This is a genomic window from Arthrobacter globiformis (genome assembly GCF_030815865.1).
GTDB lineage: Bacteria > Actinomycetota > Actinomycetes > Actinomycetales > Micrococcaceae > Arthrobacter > Arthrobacter globiformis_B.
In genome coordinates this window covers 3,045,502-3,063,522 of the sequence record NZ_JAUSXI010000001.1, presented here as the reverse complement: position 1 = coordinate 3,063,522, position 18,021 = coordinate 3,045,502, and the positions used below count along the sequence as shown (strand labels likewise).

At 65.9% G+C, this 18,021-nt stretch carries 15 protein-coding genes and 1 pseudogene; 3 read left to right on the top strand and 13 right to left on the bottom strand.

Features of this window, described 5'->3' with window-relative positions; all coding sequences use genetic code 11:
* Genes zwf through pgl form a run of 3 tightly spaced genes read left to right on the top strand, consistent with a single transcriptional unit; the run spans position 1 to position 3,306 of the window.
* Positions 1-1,560, top strand: coding sequence for a glucose-6-phosphate dehydrogenase (gene zwf / locus QFZ33_RS14055; RefSeq protein ID WP_307028413.1), 1,560 nt, complete (start codon positions 1-3; stop codon positions 1,558-1,560).
* Positions 1,557-2,498: a glucose-6-phosphate dehydrogenase assembly protein OpcA gene (locus tag QFZ33_RS14050; RefSeq protein WP_307028411.1), complete on the top strand. Its 942-nt coding sequence runs from the start codon at positions 1,557-1,559 to the stop codon at positions 2,496-2,498. Before zwf ends, QFZ33_RS14050 begins: the two co-directional genes overlap by 4 nt.
* Positions 2,488-3,306 (top strand): 6-phosphogluconolactonase, encoded by an 819-nt coding sequence (gene pgl / locus QFZ33_RS14045; protein ID WP_307028409.1) that lies wholly within the window; start codon positions 2,488-2,490, stop codon positions 3,304-3,306. Before QFZ33_RS14050 ends, pgl begins: the two co-directional genes overlap by 11 nt.
* Here the strand turns inward: pgl and QFZ33_RS14040 are convergent.
* From QFZ33_RS14040 to uvrA, 13 genes and pseudogenes are all read right to left on the bottom strand, one after another.
* The gene (locus QFZ33_RS14040; RefSeq protein ID WP_307028407.1) at positions 3,277-3,654 is read right to left on the bottom strand and encodes an RNA polymerase-binding protein RbpA; all 378 of its coding nucleotides are present in this window, start codon (positions 3,652-3,654) and stop codon (positions 3,277-3,279) included. The two genes, pgl and QFZ33_RS14040, sit on opposite strands and share 30 nt — an antisense overlap.
* A 152-nt stretch (positions 3,655-3,806) precedes the next feature.
* Positions 3,807-4,064: a preprotein translocase subunit SecG gene (gene secG / locus QFZ33_RS14035; RefSeq protein ID WP_003805565.1), complete on the bottom strand. Its 258-nt coding sequence runs from the start codon at positions 4,062-4,064 to the stop codon at positions 3,807-3,809.
* 49 nt (positions 4,065-4,113) lie between these two features.
* Positions 4,114-4,929 carry a triose-phosphate isomerase gene (gene tpiA / locus QFZ33_RS14030; RefSeq protein ID WP_307028404.1) on the bottom strand — a complete coding sequence of 272 codons (816 nt, stop codon included), beginning with the start codon at positions 4,927-4,929 and terminating at the stop codon, positions 4,114-4,116.
* A 97-nt stretch (positions 4,930-5,026) separates the two neighbouring features.
* The gene (locus QFZ33_RS14025; RefSeq protein WP_307028403.1) at positions 5,027-6,253 is read right to left on the bottom strand and encodes a phosphoglycerate kinase; all 1,227 of its coding nucleotides are present in this window, start codon (positions 6,251-6,253) and stop codon (positions 5,027-5,029) included.
* A gap of 10 nt (positions 6,254-6,263) precedes the next feature.
* A complete protein-coding gene (gene gap, locus QFZ33_RS14020; RefSeq protein WP_307028402.1) occupies positions 6,264-7,274 on the bottom strand; it encodes a type I glyceraldehyde-3-phosphate dehydrogenase in 1,011 nt (336 codons plus the stop codon).
* Positions 7,275-7,536: 262 nt separating this feature from the next.
* Complete coding sequence (locus QFZ33_RS14015; protein ID WP_307028400.1) at positions 7,537-8,160, bottom strand: superoxide dismutase; 624 nt, start codon at positions 8,158-8,160, stop codon at positions 7,537-7,539.
* Positions 8,161-8,293: 133 nt separating this feature from the next.
* Positions 8,294-9,274, bottom strand: coding sequence for a DNA-binding protein WhiA (gene whiA / locus QFZ33_RS14010; RefSeq protein WP_307028398.1), 981 nt, complete (start codon positions 9,272-9,274; stop codon positions 8,294-8,296).
* A 10-nt stretch (positions 9,275-9,284) separates the two neighbouring features.
* Entirely contained in the window at positions 9,285-10,298 is a 1,014-nt protein-coding gene (locus QFZ33_RS14005) for a gluconeogenesis factor YvcK family protein (RefSeq protein ID WP_307028396.1), read from the bottom strand.
* Positions 10,298-11,221 carry an RNase adapter RapZ gene (gene rapZ, locus QFZ33_RS14000; RefSeq protein WP_214851427.1) on the bottom strand — a complete coding sequence of 308 codons (924 nt, stop codon included), beginning with the start codon at positions 11,219-11,221 and terminating at the stop codon, positions 10,298-10,300. Before rapZ ends, QFZ33_RS14005 begins: the two co-directional genes overlap by 1 nt.
* 113 nt (positions 11,222-11,334) lie before the next feature.
* Positions 11,335-13,414 (bottom strand): annotated as a pseudogene (gene uvrC, locus QFZ33_RS13995) (excinuclease ABC subunit UvrC).
* A 92-nt stretch (positions 13,415-13,506) separates the two neighbouring features.
* On the bottom strand, positions 13,507-14,175 hold the full coding sequence (locus QFZ33_RS13990) for a lysophospholipid acyltransferase family protein (protein ID WP_307028394.1): 669 nt from the start codon (positions 14,173-14,175) through the stop codon (positions 13,507-13,509).
* Positions 14,162-14,878 (bottom strand): HAD hydrolase-like protein, encoded by a 717-nt coding sequence (locus QFZ33_RS13985; RefSeq protein ID WP_307028392.1) that lies wholly within the window; start codon positions 14,876-14,878, stop codon positions 14,162-14,164. The genes QFZ33_RS13990 and QFZ33_RS13985 overlap by 14 nt, the downstream gene beginning before the upstream one ends.
* A gap of 218 nt (positions 14,879-15,096) precedes the next feature.
* A complete protein-coding gene (gene uvrA, locus QFZ33_RS13980) occupies positions 15,097-18,021 on the bottom strand; it encodes an excinuclease ABC subunit UvrA (protein ID WP_307028390.1) in 2,925 nt (974 codons plus the stop codon).

Below are 18,021 nucleotides of genomic sequence, written 5' to 3'. Positions count from 1 at the left end.
ATGCCAGATACTTTGAACGGCAGAAGGTCAGCGGGCCGGTCCGGGAATCCTTTGCGGGATCCGCGGGACCGGCGGCTGAACCGGATTGCCGGGCCGTCCTCTCTTGTGCTCTTCGGAGTCACGGGGGATCTGGCCCGTAAGAAGCTCATGCCTGCCGTGTATGACCTTGCCAACCGTGGCCTGTTGCCGCCGAGTTTCGCGTTGGTGGGTTTCGGCCGGCGGGACTGGGATAACGAGGATTTCGCCGCGGAGGTGAAGGACGCGGTGAAGGCGTACGCCAGGACGCCGTTTGATGAGGCGGTCTGGAACCAGCTCTCCGAGGGCATCCGTTTCGTGCAGGGCGCGTTCGATGACGATGCGGCGTTTGAGCGGCTCGGCGAGACGATCAGGGAACTCGACGGGAACCGCGGCACCCGCGGGAACCACGCGTTCTACCTCTCGATCCCGCCGAAGGCGTTCGAGCAGGTCTGCCGGCAGCTGTCCAAGCATGGTTTGGCGCAGGCCGAGGGTGAGAAGTGGCGGCGGGTGGTGATCGAGAAGCCGTTCGGGCATGACCTCGAGTCCGCGCGGCAGCTGAACGACATTGTGGAGTCGGTGTTCCCGCAGGACGCGGTGTTCCGGATCGATCATTACCTGGGTAAGGAGACGGTGCAGAACATCCTGGCGCTGCGGTTCGCGAACCAGCTGTTCGAGCCGCTGTGGAACGCGAACTATGTGGACCATGTGCAGATCACCATGGCCGAGGACATCGGCACCGGCGGCCGTGCCGGGTATTACGACGGGGTGGGCGCGGCCCGGGACGTGATCCAGAACCATCTGCTGCAGCTGCTGGCTTTGACGGCGATGGAGGAGCCGATCTCGTTCAACGCCGATGACCTGCGGGCGGAGAAGGAAAAGGTCCTCGCCGCGGTGAGGCTCCCGGAGGACCTGTCCACGCATTCGGCCCGCGGCCAGTTCGCCGGCGGGTGGCAGGGCGGGGAGCAGGTGCAGGGGTACCTGGAGGAGGAGGGCATCCCGGCTGACTCCACCACCGAAACCTATGCCGCGATCCGGGTGGACATCAACACCCGGCGCTGGAACGGGGTGCCGTTCTACCTGCGCGCCGGGAAACGGCTGGGCCGGCGGGTCACGGAGATCGCGGTGGTGTTCAAGCGGGCACCGAACCTGCTGTTCCGTGACCACGGCGATGATGATTTTGGGCAGAACGCGGTGGTGATCCGCGTCCAGCCCGACGAGGGCGCGACGATCCGGTTCGGGTCCAAGGTCCCCGGCACGCAGATGGAAGTCCGGGACGTGACCATGGACTTCGGTTACGGGCACTCGTTCACCGAGTCCAGCCCCGAAGCCTACGAACGGCTGATCCTGGACGTGCTCCTGGGTGAGCCGCCGCTGTTCCCGCGGCATGAGGAAGTGGAGCTGTCCTGGAAGATCCTGGACCCCTTCGAAGAGTACTGGGCCGGGCTGGGTGAACAGCCCGAGCCGTACGCGCCCGGGTCCTGGGGCCCGGCCTCGGCCGATGAGCTGCTAGCCCGCGACGGACGCACCTGGAGAAGGCCATGATCGTAGACCTGCCCAACACCACCACCTCGAACGTTTCCAAGAAGATCCAGTCCCTGCGCGAGCAGGGCGGGGTGATCGCGCTCGGCCGGGTCCTGACCCTCGTGGTGGTCACCAAATCCGGGCTCGAGGAAGAAGCGATCGAGGCCGCGAACGAGGCCAGCCGCGAGCACCCCTGCCGGATCATCGTGCTCGCCGACGCCGGCTCGTCCGCGCCGAACCGGCTCGACGCGCAGATCCGGGTCGGCGGGGACGCCGGCGCCTCGGAGGTCATCGTGCTGCGCGGCTTCGGGGAACTCGCCGAGGAATCCGAGTCCCTTGTCGCGGCGCTGCTGCTGCCCGACGCCCCGATCGTGGCCTGGTGGCCGCACGGGGCACCAAAGAACGCGTCCGAAACCTCGATCGGGCGGATCGCGCACCGCCGGATCACCGATTCGGCGAACGAAGCCGAACCCCAGGTCGCGCTGGAAAATATCCGGAACACCTACAAGGCCGGCGACACCGACCTCGCCTGGACCCGGCTGACGAACTGGCGCATCCAGCTCGCCGCCGTCCTGGACCAGGCCGACACCTCGCCCGTGACCGCCGTCGCGGTCGAAGGCGCCTCGGACTCGCCCAGCACCATCCTGCTCGCGGCGTGGCTGACCCTGTCCCTGGACGCCCCCGTCACGATCGTCGCGGACCCCGCCGGCACCGGCATCCGCCGGGTCCGGCTCACCCGGACCAGCGGCGACGTCCAGCTCTTCCGCCCCGGCCTCTCCATCGCCGAACTCACCCAGCCCGGCCAACCCGCACAACGCATCTCCCTCCCGCGGCGCAGCCTCCGCGATTGCCTCGCAGAAGAACTCCGCCGCCTCGACCCCGACGAGGTATTCGGCGAAGTGATTACTATTGGACTGCCACGTACCAATCTAAGGAGTGTCCGTCCCAGTGAGCGCTGAGCCCAGAGTAAGCATCCATCCTGACTCTTCCGTCCTCATGGCCGCTATTGCGGCCCGACTGATCACCAAGCTCGTGGATGTACAGGACCGATTCGGTGAAGCAACAGTGGTGCTTACCGGCGGCACGGTGGGCATCGGAACGCTGAAGGCAGTAGCCGACTCCCCTGCCGCCCCCGCGGTGGACTGGGCCAAAGTGAACTTCTGGTGGGGCGACGAACGCTTCGTCGGCACCCAGGACCCGGACCGCAACGCGCTCCAGGCCCAGGAAGCACTCCTGAAGCACATCAACGTTGATCCCGAGCGCGTCCACGTGCCCGGCTCGACGGATGACTTTGAAACGCCGGAACAGGCTGCTGAGGACTACGCACAACGCCTCAGTGATGCGGCAGCGGCCGAGCATGCCGCGGATGCTTCGGACGACCGTTCCGAGGAGCCCGGCCGGCTTCCCCGGTTCGACGTCGTCCTGCTCGGTGTGGGCCCGGACGCGCACGTGGCGTCCCTGTTCCCGGAACAGGGCGGCATCCGCGAGAAGCAACTGACTGTGGTGGGGGTCCGCAACTCCCCCAAGCCGCCGCCCGAGCGCATTTCCCTGACCCTGCCGGCCATCAACACCTCCGCGGAGGTGTGGATGGTGGTCGCAGGCGAGGACAAGGCCGGTGCGGTGGGGCTGGCTCTGGCCGGGGCCAACCCCGTGCAGGTGCCCGCAGCCGGGCCGGCAGGCCGGTCCCGGACGCTGTGGCTGATCGACGAAAACGCAGCCTCGCGCGTGCCCGAGCAGCTAGTCAGGAAGGCGCCGGCTGGCTCTTAGCCGCCGCAACGCTCCAGCCAGGACGTCTTCGGCGTCCTGGCTGGAGCGTCTTTCTTTAACGTAATCCAGATGACTTTTGAAGCCTTCTTCCTGGGCTTCGCCGGGCAGCCCGGCACCGGGGTTGCGCGACGACGGCCGGCCGCACTGGCGGCAGTCCCACACGCCCGGAATCTGGTCGTCCGGCATCTTAAGAAAAACAGGCCGCGTCTCGTGTCCCATGGCGCACCAATAGGAGACACAGATACGCGGCAGGGGCTCTCCGAGAGGATCATCCCCCTGGTTCTTCAATCCGGCCCCTTGAATGACACCCACGCGGGTGCCGCGGAATCCTGAAGAGGAATGCACCATGGGAACTCCCTCGCTGCTAATGGCGGCGCTGCCGTTAGATCCGATAGCCACAGTTTAGTCCGGAGTTCCCCCTGGCGGCAGGAAAAGCCCGGCCCAATCAGGAACGCGTCCTGATTGGGCCGGGCTTTTTCTGGCACTTGGCTGCGACAGCGTTAGGAGTCAGCCACACCTGTGAAGCGCATCAGGAGGCCAAGGGCGATGATGACGACGCCCCAGGTGACGCCGAGGATGATGGTGAACCTGTTGAGGTTGCGCTCTGCGACACCGGACGAGGACAGCCCCGAGCTCATTCCGCCGCCGAACATGTCCGACAGGCCGCCGCCGCGTCCCTTGTGGAGCAGGATGAGCAGGGTCAGCAGAAGGCTGGTAATGCCCAGCAGGATCTGCAGAATCACATGAAGAACGTCCACGACGGCCTTTCCAAAGTTGGTGGATGCGGGAGCGTGCCAGATGAACGGACTAGTCCGTTACGAGGTGGCTCTCGAACTTCACAATATTAGCAAACTCAGCGGGATCAAGGCTGGCACCGCCCACCAGCACGCCGTCGACGTCGCGTTCCTTGAGGATGGCGGCGGCGTTGCTGGCCTTGACCGAACCGCCGTACAGCAGGCGGACCTTGCCGGCCACGTCGGCGTCGAACAGTTCGGTGAGTTCGGCACGGATCGCGGCGCACATTTCCTGGGCGTCCTCCGGGCCTGCAACCTCACCGGTGCCGATAGCCCAGACAGGCTCATAGGCGACGACGAGCTCGGCCGCCTGCTCGGCGGTGAGGCCTTCGACGTCGGCGCGTAGCTGGTCCAGGGTGTGCTGGACGTGGGTGCCGGCCTGGCGGATCTCCAGGCCTTCACCGACGCAGAGGACGGGGATGACGTTGTGGCGGTAGGCCGCCTTGACCTTGGCATTCAGGACTTCGTCCGACTCAGCGTGGATGGTCCGGCGTTCGCTGTGGCCAACGAGGACATACTTGCAGCCGAGCTTGTTCAGGAACTGGCCGGAGATGTCGCCGGTGTACGCACCTGAGTCGAACTGGGACAGGTCCTGGCCGCCGTAGGCGATGTTGAGTTCGTCGCCCTGGACGAGGGTCTGCACACCGCGCAGGTCCGTGAAAGGCGGGAAGACAGCGGCTTCCACGCGGCTGTAGTCGTGCTTGGCGTCGGACAGTGTCCAGGCCAGCTTCTGCAGGAGGGTGATGCCCTGGACGTGGTCCATGTTCATCTTCCAGTTGCCTGCGATCAAAGGCGTGCGGTCAAAGTTGCCGTTGGTTGACGTAGTCACGTGTTCTCCAAAAGTGCCGGTCAAATGTGCTGATCATGTGAACAGCCGGCAGGGTGCCCTTCGCGGTGCGAAAGGTGCCCTGCCGGCTGGTGTGTCTTTAGCGGTCCAGAACGCTCAGGCCGGGAAGTTCCTTGCCTTCAAGGTATTCCAAGCTGGCGCCGCCGCCGGTGGAAATGTGTCCGAACTGGTCATCAGCGAAGCCGAGGGTGCGGACCGCAGCCGCGGAGTCGCCGCCGCCGACGACGGTGAACGCGTCCGTCTCCGTCAGCGCCTGGGCGATGGCCCGGGTGCCTGCAGAGAAGGCCTCGAACTCGAAGACGCCCATGGGACCGTTCCAGAACACCGTCTTGGCGCCCCTGATCTGCTCGGCGAACGCCCGGGCAGACTCGGGCCCGATGTCCAGGCCGATGCCCTGTGCCCCGAAGCTGCTGCCTTCGATGGCGTCGGCGCTGACCGTTTCGTGGTCGGCGTCGGCGGTGAACTTGGCTGCCACCACGACGTCCGTGGGGATCACGAATTCGGTGCCGGCGTCGGCTGCTCGCTTGAGGTAGTCCTGGACGACCGGGATCTGGTCGTCTTCCAGCAGGCTGCCGGCCACCTTGTGGCCCTCGGCTGCCAGGAACGTGAACAGCATGCCGCCGCCCACCAGAATGGTGTCAGCCTTGCCGAGCAGGTTGTCGATGACCGCGAGCTTGTCCGAAACCTTCGAACCGCCGAGGACCACAACGTAGGGACGCTGCGTGTCTGCGGTCAGCTTGCGGAGGACTTCCACCTCGGTGCCCACAAGGTCGCCGAGGTACGACGGGAGCCGGGTGGCGACGTCGTAAACGCTGGCGTGCTTGCGGTGGACGGCGCCAAAGGCGTCGTTCACAAAAGCACCGTTTTCACCGGTGAGTCCCACCAGTTCGTCGGCGAACGCGCCACGCTCGGCTTCGTCCTTGCTGGTCTCGCGTGCGTCGAACCGCACGTTCTCGAGCACCAGCACCTGGCCGTCCTGCAGCGCAGCTGCGTGCTCTTTGGCAGAGGACCCTACCGTGTCCTCCGCGAGGGAGACAGGGAAGGAAGCCAGCTCGGCCAAGCGGGCAACCGCCGGCTTGAGCGAGTACTTGTCTTCAGGGGCGCCCTTGGGGCGGCCGAGGTGGGCTGTTACCAGCACGCGGGCACCGGCGTCCGTGAGCTTTCCCAGCACTGGCAGTGAGGCCCGGATGCGGCCGTCGTCAGTGACTGTAGAGCCGTCGAGCGGCACATTCAGGTCACTTCGAACCAGAATGTACCGCCCGCGGACACCTTCAGCGATCAGTTCGTTGAGGGTGTGAGATGTCATGTAGCTAACCCTAGCCCAGCTTTGCTGCGACAAGCTCCGTGAGGTCCACGAGGCGGTTCGAGTAGCCCCATTCGTTGTCATACCACGAAACAACCTTGACCTGGTTGCCAATAACCTTGGTCAAACCTGAGTCAAAGATGGACGAGGCGGGGTCGCCGACGATGTCCGAGGAGACGATCGGGGCGTCGGTGTAGGTCAGGATGCCCTGCCATTCATCGGACTCTGCAGCCTTCTTGAGCGCGGCGTTGACCTCTTCAACGGTGGTCTCGCGGGAGACCGTGACGGTGAGGTCGGTGGCGGAACCCGTGGGGACAGGAACGCGGATGGCGTAGCCGTCCAGCTTGCCCTTGAGCTCCGGCAGGACCAGGCCGATGGCCTTGGCGGCACCGGTGGAGGTGGGAACCATGTTGATGGCGGCGGCACGTGCACGGCGGAGGTCGTTGTGCGGGCCGTCCTGCAGGTTCTGGTCGGCGGTGTACGCGTGGATGGTGGTCATCAGGCCACGCTCGATGCCGAAGGTGTCGTTGACGACCTTGGCCAGCGGGCCGAGGCAGTTGGTGGTGCAGGAAGCGTTGGAGATGATGTGGTGGTTCTCGGGGTCGTACAGGCCGTCGTTGACGCCCATCACGATGGTGATGTCCTCGTCCGAGGCGGGGGCGGAGATCAGGACCTTCTTGGCGCCGGCTTCGATGTGCTTCTTGGCGGCAGCTGCCTTGGTGAAGAAACCGGTGGACTCGATGACGATGTCAACGTCCAGGTCCTTCCAGGGGAGGTTGGCGGGGTCGCGCTCGGCCAGGACCTTGATCGCGTTTCCGTTGACGACCAGGTTGCCTTCCTTGACCTCGATGGTTTCGGCCAGACGTCCGCCGACGGAATCGTACTTGAGCAGGTGGGCCAAAGCCTCGGGGCTGGTGAGGTCGTTGACGGCAACGATCTCCAGGTCCGCACCCTGAGCAAGTGCAGCGCGGAAGTAGTTGCGGCCGATGCGGCCGAAGCCGTTGATACCAATACGGGTGGTCACTTTTTGTCTCCTTTGTGCCTTGGAAGCACAACTAGTTAAGCGGGCGTTCAAGCCAACTAACAGATCCCGCACGCCATTGGGCAGAGATATTTTTCAGATCGGAGGGCGACCAGCCTCATTGCTGAAGGCTAACCGCCTTCCGTGATCCATCTTACGTTTAAGTAGGTCTGCCCCCGCAAGTGCGGGGGCAGACCGTCCAGAATTCGGCCCTAAAGTGGCCGAATGTGAAGTTTGTTACTGCTTTATGTACGCCGGATCACACCTAGAGGGTGATGAGACCCGTTGCGTTGGCTCGTGCCGCGGCGAAGCGGGCGGACACGTCGGTCCAGTTGACGATGTTCCAGAACGCCTTGACGTAGTCGGCCTTGACGTTGACGTAGTCCAGGTAAAAGGCGTGCTCCCACATGTCCAGCATCAGCAGCGGGGTGGTGCCCAGCGCGACGTTGCCCTGCTGGTCGTAGAGCTGCTCAATGACGAGGTTGCCACCGATGGGCTCGTAGGCCAGGAAGCCCCAGCCGGAACCCTGCAGGCCGAGGGCAGCTGCGGAGAACTGGGCGCGGAAGGCATCGAACGAACCGAAGGCGTCGTCGATGGCGGCGGCGAGCTCACCTTCAGGCTTGTCGCCTCCGTCCGGAGAGAGGTTGTTCCAGAACACGGAGTGGTTGACGTGGCCGCCGGTGTGGAAAGCCAGGTCCTTGGAAAGGCGGTTGATGTTGGCGAAGTCGCCCTTTTCGCGTGCCTCGGCCAGCTGGGCCAGCGCGTTGTTGGCGCCCGTCACGTACGCGGCGTGGTGCTTGCTGTGGTGCAGCTCCATGATCCGTGCAGAGATGTGGGGCTCGAGCGCTGCGTAGTCGTAGCTGAGTTCGGGCAGAACGTACTCGGTCACAAAATCCTCCAATGTCGTGGACAGTTTGTCCGGTTTTGCTAACTCTGGGATTGTGCATCCCGGATGACGGGTCATCCGGAAAACTCCGATGGCGGCAACAGCCGCCACCTGGTCTTGATTCTATGGGTGCCGTTTACTCGTCCAGCATTTCCGGCGTCACATTGGCATCCGTGCCCGGGATGCCAAGATCCGAGGCGCGTTTGTCCGCCATGGCCAGCAGCCGGCGGATGCGTCCGGCGATGGCGTCCTTAGTCATGGGCGGCTCGGCGAGCCGGCCAAGTTCGTCGAGGCTGGCCTGCTTGTGCGCCACCCGGAGTTCACCGGCATATTTGAGGTGGTCCGGAACGTCGTCGCCGAGGATCTCCAGGGCCCGGTCCACCCGGGCGCCGGCGGCCACGGCGGCTTGCGCGGACCGGCGGAGGTTGGCGTCATCGAAGTTGGCGAGGCGGTTCGCGGTGGCCCGCACTTCCTTGCGCATGCGCCGCTCTTCCCAGACCATGAGTGCGTCGTGGGCCCCCATCCGGGTGAGCAGCGCGGCGATGGTGTCCCCGTCGCGGATCACCACTCGGTCCACTCCCCTGACTTCCCGGGCCTTGGCCTGTATCCCGAGCCGCCGGGCCGCACCGACCAGCGCGAGGGCGGATTCCGGACCGGGGCAGGTGACCTCCATGGACGAGGACCGGCCGGGTTCCGTGAGAGAGCCGTGCGCCAGGAAGGCGCCCCGCCACACCGCCTCGGCGTCAGCGGCTGAGCCGTTGACGACGACGGACGGCAGCCCTCGCACCGGCCGTCCCCGGCCGTCAAGGAGGCCGGTCTGCCGCGCCAGTGCCTCGCCGTCGCGGACGACGCGGACCACGTAGCGGCTGCCGCGGCGCAAGCCGCTGCCGGAGACGACGATGATCTCGCTCTGGTGCCCGTAGACCTCGGCGATTGCAGCGCGCAGGCGCCGGGCGGTGGAGGCCAGATCCACCTCGGCCTCGATGACGATCCGGCCCGAGATGATGTGCAGTCCCCCGGCGAAGCGGAGCATGGCCGAGACCTCAGCCTTGCGGACTGATGATTTCTTGATGTCCAGGCGGGAGAGTTCTTCCTTGACTGATGCTGTCAGTGCCATGGCACCTTTCCTAACTATTCCCGAAAATATCCTGGTAGGCCGTAGCCAGCCGCAAGGGGTCGTGGACCGGTCGCCGGCCCGAAGCCCCTACTCTACCCAAGACAACCTCGGCGCCGATCATCCCTGCTGCCCGTTCAAACTCGGCCAGGTCCGAAACGGAGGCCGGGTCCGCGAGCACCACGTCCGCGCTGAACTCGGGCGCGTAGTCGCGCAGCGTGTGAAGGTGGTCGGCGGCGGACATGCCGGAGGTTTCCTTGGTGTCCATGGCCAGGTTCATGGTGAGGCAACGCTTGGCCGGCGTATCGCAGAGCGCCTGCCGCATTTCCGGCAGCAGCAGGTGCGGGAGCACGGAGGTGTACCAGGAGCCGGGGCCCAGCACCACCCAGTCGGCAAGCTCGACGGCGGTCAGGGCCTCAACGCAGGCGGGCGCCTGCTCGGGAAGCAGCCGGACGCTCTCCAGCGAACCCGCCACGGCACAGCGCGCCTGGCCCGTGATGGTGGTGACCGTACTGCTGCCGTCGGGGGCGGTCACTCGGACATCGCCCTCGATGGTAAGCGGAACGGTGGACATGGGCAGGACCTGTCCGCGGGCGCCGAGCAGCGCACCGGCCCATTTCAGGCCGGCCACCGCATCCCCCAACAGTTCCCAGAGCGTGACGATCAGCAGGTTTCCCATGGCGTGTTCGTCCAAAGAGGCGCCGCCACGGGCGGACTGGAACCGGTGCTGCATGACGTCGCGCCAGGTGCGGCCCCAGTCCGTGTCATCGCAGAGGGCGGAAAGGGCCATCCGGAGATCACCGGGCGGAAGGACGCCGTACTCCTCGCGGAGACGGCCGGAGGACCCGCCGTCGTCCGCTACGGTAACTACCGCTGTCAGTTCGGAAGTAAGGAGCCGCAGTGCCGAGAGGGAGGCCGAAAGGCCGTGGCCGCCGCCGAGCGCGACGACGGTGGGTCCCTTGGCCTGTTGGGAACCGGTCAGGCCGGCCGGCGGAATCAGGGGCAGCGGGCCGGTAAGAACGCCCATTACTCGCGGCCCAGGTCCCGGTGCGTCGTGGTCACGGTAACCCGCGGATATTGCGCGAGCCGCTTGGAGAGCTCCATGGCGACCGCCACCGAGCGGTGCTTTCCGCCGGTGCATCCGACGGCGATGGTGGCGTAGTGCTTGTTCTCCCGGCGGTAGCCCTCCATGACAGGTTCCAGGGCAAGGACATACCGTTCCACAAAGTTGGGCACGCCCTCGGCCCCAAGGACGTACTCGCTGACGTCCTGGTCAAGGCCGGTGTGCGGCCGGAGCGCCGGCACCCAGTGCGGATTCGGGATGAACCTGACGTCAGCCACATAGTTGGCGTCAACGGGAAGGCCGTATTTAAAGCCGAAGCTCATGATGTTCAGGCGGATCGCGATGGGACCGGTTTCAGTGAACAGTTCGGTGATCGCGGTGGCGAGCCCGTGCACGTTCAGGGACGAGGTGTCCAGGACGAGGTCCGAGGAGTCGCGCAGCTCCTTGAGGAGCTCACGTTCGGCCGCGATCCCGTCCAGGATCCTGCCGCCGCCCTGCAGCGGGTGCGGGCGCCGGCCCTGTTCGAAGCGGCGGACCAGCACGTCGTCGCTGGCGTCTAGGAACAGCACCCGGAAGGTGACGCCGCTGACTTCGAGGGCACGGAGCGCGGCGCGGATGTCGGCGAACAGCGCCTTGCTGCGCACGTCCATCACCACGGCAAGTTTGGGGATGGACTGCGGTGCGTGGGACACGAGTTCAGCCAGGGTCCCCAGCATCTGCGGCGGCAGGTTCTCGACGACGTACCAGCCGTGGTCCTCCAGCGCATCGGAGGCGGTGCTGCGGCCTGCGCCGGACATCCCGGTCACGATAAGCAGTTCCGCTTCGGCGGGCTTGACCGGTGTCAGGCCGTCCTCTTCCGTGCTGGACTCCGCCGTCGACTCTGCCATTGATTCCAGCCTCATTCCTGCTGTTGCTTCCCGCGTGCATTTTCTGCGCGGGTTGCTGTTTGCGGCACACGCCGATTTCCCGTACTTACCCTAACCAAGTTTCGGGGCGCGGGCTAAGTTTCCAGCACTTCCCCGGTGGTCATGTTGACCGCCGGAACGGACTCGTCCGAGTCACCGCCAGCGCCGCCCGGACTGAAGTGGGTGACGATGGCCGCGGCCAGCGCCGGCCCGACACCCTTGGCCGCGGTCAGTTCCTCCGCCGATGCCGCCCTGATCTTCTTGACGGAGCCAAAGTGGGGCGAGCAGGGCCTTCCGCTTGGAATCGCCCAGCCCGGGCACGCCGTCGAGGGCCGAGACGGTCATCGCCTTGCCGCGCTTTTGCCGGTGGAAGGAGATGGCGAAGCGGTGCGCCTCGTCTCGGATGCGCTGCAGCATGTAGAGGCCCTGCGAGGAGCGGGGCAGGATGACGGGAAAGTCGCTGTCCGGCAGCCAGACCTCCTCGAGGCGCTTGGCGAGCCCGACGACGTAGACGTCGTCGACGCCCAGCGCCTCGAGTGCCCGGGCAGCCGCGTTCACCTGGGGCTTGCCGCCGTCGACCACCACGAGGTTGGGCGGGTAGGCGAATTTCGCGCGCGGCGCCGGCGTGGTGGTGTCGGACAGTGCGGCGTCCGCCATTGCGGCGCCTGGGCCCGCCCCGTTGGCGCCGGTCCCGGCCGGGGCCGCCCCGTTGGCGCCGGTCCCGGCCGGGGCCGCCGGCGTCGCAACCAGTTCGGCGGCTTCAATCTGGGCCGTCTTGTCCACGAGGTAGTGCCGGAAGCGCCGAGTCAGGACATCGTGCATCGCAGCGGTGTCGTCCGTGGCCGCGGCGCCGGTGATGGAGAACTTACGGTAATCGGATTTCTTGGGCAGCCCGTCCTCCACCACCACCATGGATGCCACCACGTTGGTGCCCTGGACGTGGGAGACGTCGTAGCATTCGATGCGCAGCAGCGGAACGGGGAGCTCCAGCGCCTCCTGAAGTTCCTGCAGCGCCTGCGACCGGACGGTCAGGTCGCCGGCCCGGCGGGTTTTGTGGAGCCGAAGTGCGTGTTCGGCATTCTCGCGGACTGTGGACATGAGGGCGGCCTTGTCCCCGCGCTGCGGAACGCGGATGTCCACCTTGGCGCCGCGGATGCCGCCGAGCCACACTGCCAGATCCTGCGCATTGCTCGGCTCAACAGGCACCAGAACCTCGCGGGGAAGCCGGCCTTGGATCTCGGCGTCCTCACCGTAGACCTGCTGCAGGAGGTGTTCTACGAGGTCAGGGGTGGTGAAGTCCTCCACCTTCTCGACCACCCAGCCGCGCTGGCCGCGGACCCGTCCGCCCCGGACGTGGAACACCTGGACGGCCGCTTCGAGCTCGTCCTCGTGCAGGGCGAAAACGTCGGCGTCCGTGTCCTCGGCCAGCACCACGGCGTTCCGCTCGAAGACCTTCCGGAGGGCGGTGATGTCGTCACGCAGCCTGGCGGCGCGTTCGTAGTCAAGGATGGCGACGGCGGCCCCCATCTCCTTTTCAAGCCGGGCGATGAACCGCTTGGCCTCGCCTCCCATGAAGGCGCAGAAGTCCTCGGCCAAGGCGCGGTGTTCCTCGGGGGTGACGCGGCCCACGCAGGGGGCCGCGCATTTGTCGATGTATCCCAGCAGGCAGGGCCGGCCGCTGGCCTGGGCACGCTTCAGCACGCCTGCGCTGCAACTCCGCACGGGAAATACGCGCAGCAGGGTGTCCATGGTCTCCCGGATGGCTCCGGCCGTGTAGGGGCCAAAGTACCGGGTGCCCTTCCGCCGCTCGCCACGCATGACCTGCACGCGCGGCAGCTTCTCGCCCATGGTGACGGCGAGGTACGGATACGTCTTGTCGTCCCGGAAAACCACGTTGAACCGCGGCTTGAATTCCTTGATCCAGGTGAATTCCAACTGGAGGGATTCCAGCTCGCTGCCCACCACCGTCCATTCGACGCTGTTGGCCGCGTGCACCATGGCGTGGGTCTTGGGCAGCAGCCCTGCCGGGTTCGCGAAGTACGAATTCAGGCGTGACCGGAGGTTCTTGGCCTTGCCGACGTAGATAACCCGCCCATGGGGATCCCTGAACCTGTAAACACCCGGATTGGTCGGAATCTCGCCCGTCTGGGGTCTATAACTTGATGGATCTGCCACGATTCCAGTCTACTGAGCTGAGGGGCTGCGGATTGCCGCCAGCCGGTCCAAGGGAGCGGCCGACGCGCCGGACCGGCGCGAGGGCGACCGGCCTACTCGATGACCTTGCTCTGGTTGTAGCTGGTGGAGCGTTCCTGGCCGCTGAGTTCGGCGATGGCGTCCATGATCCGGTCGGTCACCTGGCGCCGGGCGGGGAGGGAATGGTCCGGGCCGGTCTTGTCGAAGTAGATCGGCTCGCCCACCTTCATGATGAAGTGCTGGGGTTTAACTGCGTTGCGGCCAGCGGGCTGCAGCTTCTCGGTGCCGATCAGTCCCACCGGGATCACCGGGGCGCCGGTGGTGAGGGCCAGCCAGCCGACGCCGGTCCGGCCGCGGTACAGGATTCCGTCGCGGGACCGGGTGCCCTCGGGGTAGATGCCGATGCCCCTGCCGTCCTCGAGGATGTCCAGCAGTGTCCTGAGGGCCTGCACGCTCGCGGCCTGTTCCCCGCGTTCGACCGGAATGGAGCCGACTGCCTCGAAGAAGGACTTCATCACGCGGCCCTTGATGCCCTTGGTGGTGAAATACTCCGCCTTGGCAAAGAACGCTACGGGCCGGGGCATGAGCGCCTGGACAATTACGCTGTCCAGAAAAGAGAGGTGGTTGGGTGCCACAATGAACGACCCGTCCTTGGGAACATTCTCCAGCCCGATCACAGTGGGCCGGCAGCTGCCGGAGATGAGGGTCCGCGTCGTCCAGCGGACGCCGTCAAACAGCTCCATCGTTGCGCACCTCGCTCAGGGCTGCGGCCCGGACGTTCTCCAACTCCTCGACCTTGGCACGCAGGCCCGCGGTATCGTGCACAACCGCCACAGCTCCCGCTGCCTCCAGTTCGCCGTCGGGCGCGAAACCCCAGCTGACGCCGATGCAGTCGAGTCCGTTGGCCAACGCTCCGGCCACATCCTGCGCACGGTCGCCCACCATCACGGCGTGCTGCGTGCCGAGGTCCGTCATGGCAGCGGCGATGATGCCGGTCTTGCCGACCGGACCGGCTGCAGCCGCGGTCTCGTCTGCGGCTGATCCCCGGATGGCGCGGAACCGGCCAGCAATCTTGTGGTGTTGAAGCACCAGCTGGGCAAGGCCTTCAGGCTTTTGCGTCGCCACAGCTACGGGTCGCCCTGCTTCCACGTAGCCATCCAGCAGGTCGACGATGCCCGGGTACAGGCGGCTCTGGGAGATGCCGAAGTCCAGGTAATGCATCCGGTACGTCCGGATGACGGCCTTGAGCATGGCTGGCGGAACGGCCGCGACGTTCAGCAGGGAGTCGCTCAGCTTGGGACCCACCATCGCGTCTAGAAGGTCCTGGCTTGGGACAGGAAGGCCATGTTCCCTGAGGGCCGCGGCAATTCCGTCTGTTATCCCGCCGGCCGGATCGACAAGAGTGCCGTCCAGGTCGAAGATCACGGGCACTGTTGTTGAAGTCACCGGCTTAGTTTCTCACGATGGCACGCCTGCTCAAACTCGTATGCCCTCCGTGGAATACTTCCGCCCGCAATTGGAGTTTTTGTCCGCGTATCGCGACTTCCGAGAGGCTTAGCGCCCAATACCTATACAAAAACTCCAAAGGAAAAGCATACGACGGCGGCCCGCCAGTCAATCTGGCGGGCCGCGCGGTGTGCTGGTTGGCGTCGTGCCTTGACGCCCTAGCTGAGGATTTCGGCCAGGAACTTCGCGGTGTAGCTTTCCGAGGACTTGGAGACCTGCTCGGGGGTACCGGAGGCAATGATCCGGCCTCCGCCGGAGCCTCCGTCTGGGCCCAGGTCCACGATCCAGTCGGCGCTCTTGATGACGTCGAGGTTGTGCTCGATGGTGATGACCGTGTTGCCCTTCTCCACGAGGCCCTGCAGCACCATGAGGAGCTTCCGGATGTCTTCGAAGTGCAGCCCGGTGGTGGGCTCGTCCAAAACGTAGACGCTGCGCCCGTTGGACCGCTTCTGGAGCTCGGCCGCCAGCTTGACGCGCTGCGCCTCGCCACCGGAGAGCGTGGTGGCGGGCTGGCCCAGCCGGACATATCCGAGGCCCACGTCCACGAGTGTCTTGAGGTGGCGTGCAATCGGGGAGAAAGCGGCGAAGAACTCCGCGCCCTCCTCGATGGGCATGTTCAGCACGTCGGCGATGGTCTTGCCCTTGTAGTGCACCTCGAGGGTCTCGCGGTTGTACCGCGCACCGTGGCAGACCTCGCACGGAACGTAGACGTCCGGCAGGAAGTTCATCTCGATCTTCAGCGTGCCGTCGCCGGAGCAGGCTTCGCAGCGCCCGCCCTTGACGTTGAAGGAGAACCGTCCGGGGAGGTAGCCGCGGACCTTGGCCTCGGTGGTCTCGGCGAAGAGCTTCCGGATGTGATCGAAGACGCCCGTGTACGTGGCCGGGTTGGAGCGCGGAGTGCGGCCGATCGGGCTCTGGTCCACGTGCACCACCTTGTCCAGGTGCTCGAGGCCCTGCACGGTGCGGTGGCGCCCGGCCACCTGCTTGGCGCCGTTGAGCTTATTGGCCAGCACCTTGTACAGGATCTCGTTGACGAGGGTGGATTTGCCCGAGCCGCTGACGCCGGTCACCGCGGTGAACAGGCCCAGCGGGAAGGCTGCATCGACGTTGACCAGGTTGTTCTCGCGGGCGCCGACCACCTTCAGCTCGCGCTTCTTGTCGTACTTGCGCCGCTTCTTGGGGATGCCGATGCTCTTCCGGCCGGAGAGGTAGTCCCCGGTGAGGGACTTCGTGTTCTCCAGGAGTGCTTTGTAGGACCCGGAGTGGACCACCTGTCCCCCGTGCTCGCCGGCCCCCGGGCCGATGTCCACGATCCAGTCCGCCTCTTGGATGGTGTCTTCGTCGTGTTCGACCACGATGAGGGTGTTGCCCAGGTCCCGGAGCCGGGTCAGGGTTTCGATCAGGCGCCGGTTGTCCCGCTGGTGCAGCCCGATGGAGGGCTCGTCCAGGACGTAGAGGACACCCACGAGGCCCGAGCCGATCTGGGTGGCCAGCCTGATGCGCTGGGCCTCGCCGCCGGAGAGCGTGCCGGAGGGACGTTCCAGGTTCAGGTACTCCAGCCCCACGTCCAGCAGGAAGGTGAGGCGGGCCTGGATCTCCTTGAGGACCTGGTGGGCGATCTGCGCCTCACGGCCGGTCAACACGAGGTTGTCCAGGAATGCCGCGCATTCGCGCATAGGCAGCCGAGCGACGTCGGCGATGGACTTGCCGTTGATGAGAACAGAGAGCGACGCGGGGTTCAGCCGCGCGCCGTTGCAGGCGGGGCAGGGGATCTGCCGCATGTATTCCTCGTAGCGGTCCCTGGCGGAGTCAGACTCGGTTTCCGTGTGCTTGCGGTGCACGTACTGCACCACGCCTTCGAAGCCCGTGCTGTACTTGCGCTCCCTGCCGAACCGGTTGCGGTACTGCACCACCACCTTGTGGTCCTTGCCGTGCAGGACGGTCTGCCGGACGTCGGCGGAAAGGTCCTGCCACGGCGTGGTCATGGAGAACCCGAGCTCCTTGGCGAGCCCGCCGAGCAGCCTGTTCCAGTACTCGGTGGTTGCGGTGCCCAGGGACCACGGAGCGATGGCGCCGTCCTCCAGCGCAAGCTCCGGGTTGGGAATGATCAGTTCCTCGTCGACCTCCAGCCGGGTGCCGATGCCGCTGCAGGCCGAGCACGCACCGAAAGGGTTGTTGAACGAGAAGGACCTGGGCTCGATCTCATCGATGGCCAGCGGGTGCTCGTTGGGGCAGGCCAGGTTTTCCGAGAAGGCACGGGTGCGGTGGGGGTCATCGGCGTCGAGGTCGACGAAGTCGGCCAGGACGCGCCCCTCGGCGAGGCCCAGCGCCGTTTCGATGGAGTCCGTCAGCCGCTGCCGGATGCCCTCCTTGACAACGAGCCGGTCCACCACCACCTCGATGGTGTGCTTGAACTGCTTGCCGAGCTTGGGCGGATCGCTCAGCTGGATGAGGTCCCCGTCCACCCGGGCGCGGGAATAGCCCTTCGCCGTCAGCTCCTTGAAGAGGTCGACGAACTCACCCTTGCGGCCGCGGACCACCGGAGCGAGGATCTGGAAACGGGTTCCGTCCTCCAGTTCGAGAAGCTGGTCCACGATTTGCTGCGGGGTCTGCTTGATGACCGGTTCACCGCAGACGGGACAGTGCGGACGACCCACGCGCGCCCACAGCAGACGCATGTAGTCGTATATTTCGGTGATGGTTCCCACGGTCGAGCGCGGGTTCTTGCTGGTGGACTTCTGGTCGATCGAGACCGCGGGTGAGAGGCCCTCGATGAAGTCGACGTCGGGCTTGTCCACCTGGCCCAAGAACTGCCGGGCGTAGGCGGAGAGCGATTCGACGTAGCGGCGCTGGCCTTCGGCGAAGATGGTGTCGAAGGCGAGGGAGGACTTTCCGGAGCCGGACAGGCCAGTGAAGACGATCATGGCGTCGCGCGGCAGGTCGAGGTCGACGTTGCGGAGGTTGTGCTCACGGGCGCCCTTGACCACCAGCCGGGAAAGGTCCGGGCGCGCCGGTTTGGCGGGGCTCAGGGGTACGACGGCGGAGGGGGCAACAGCGGTTTCTTCAGCTACGGCTTTAGGCAC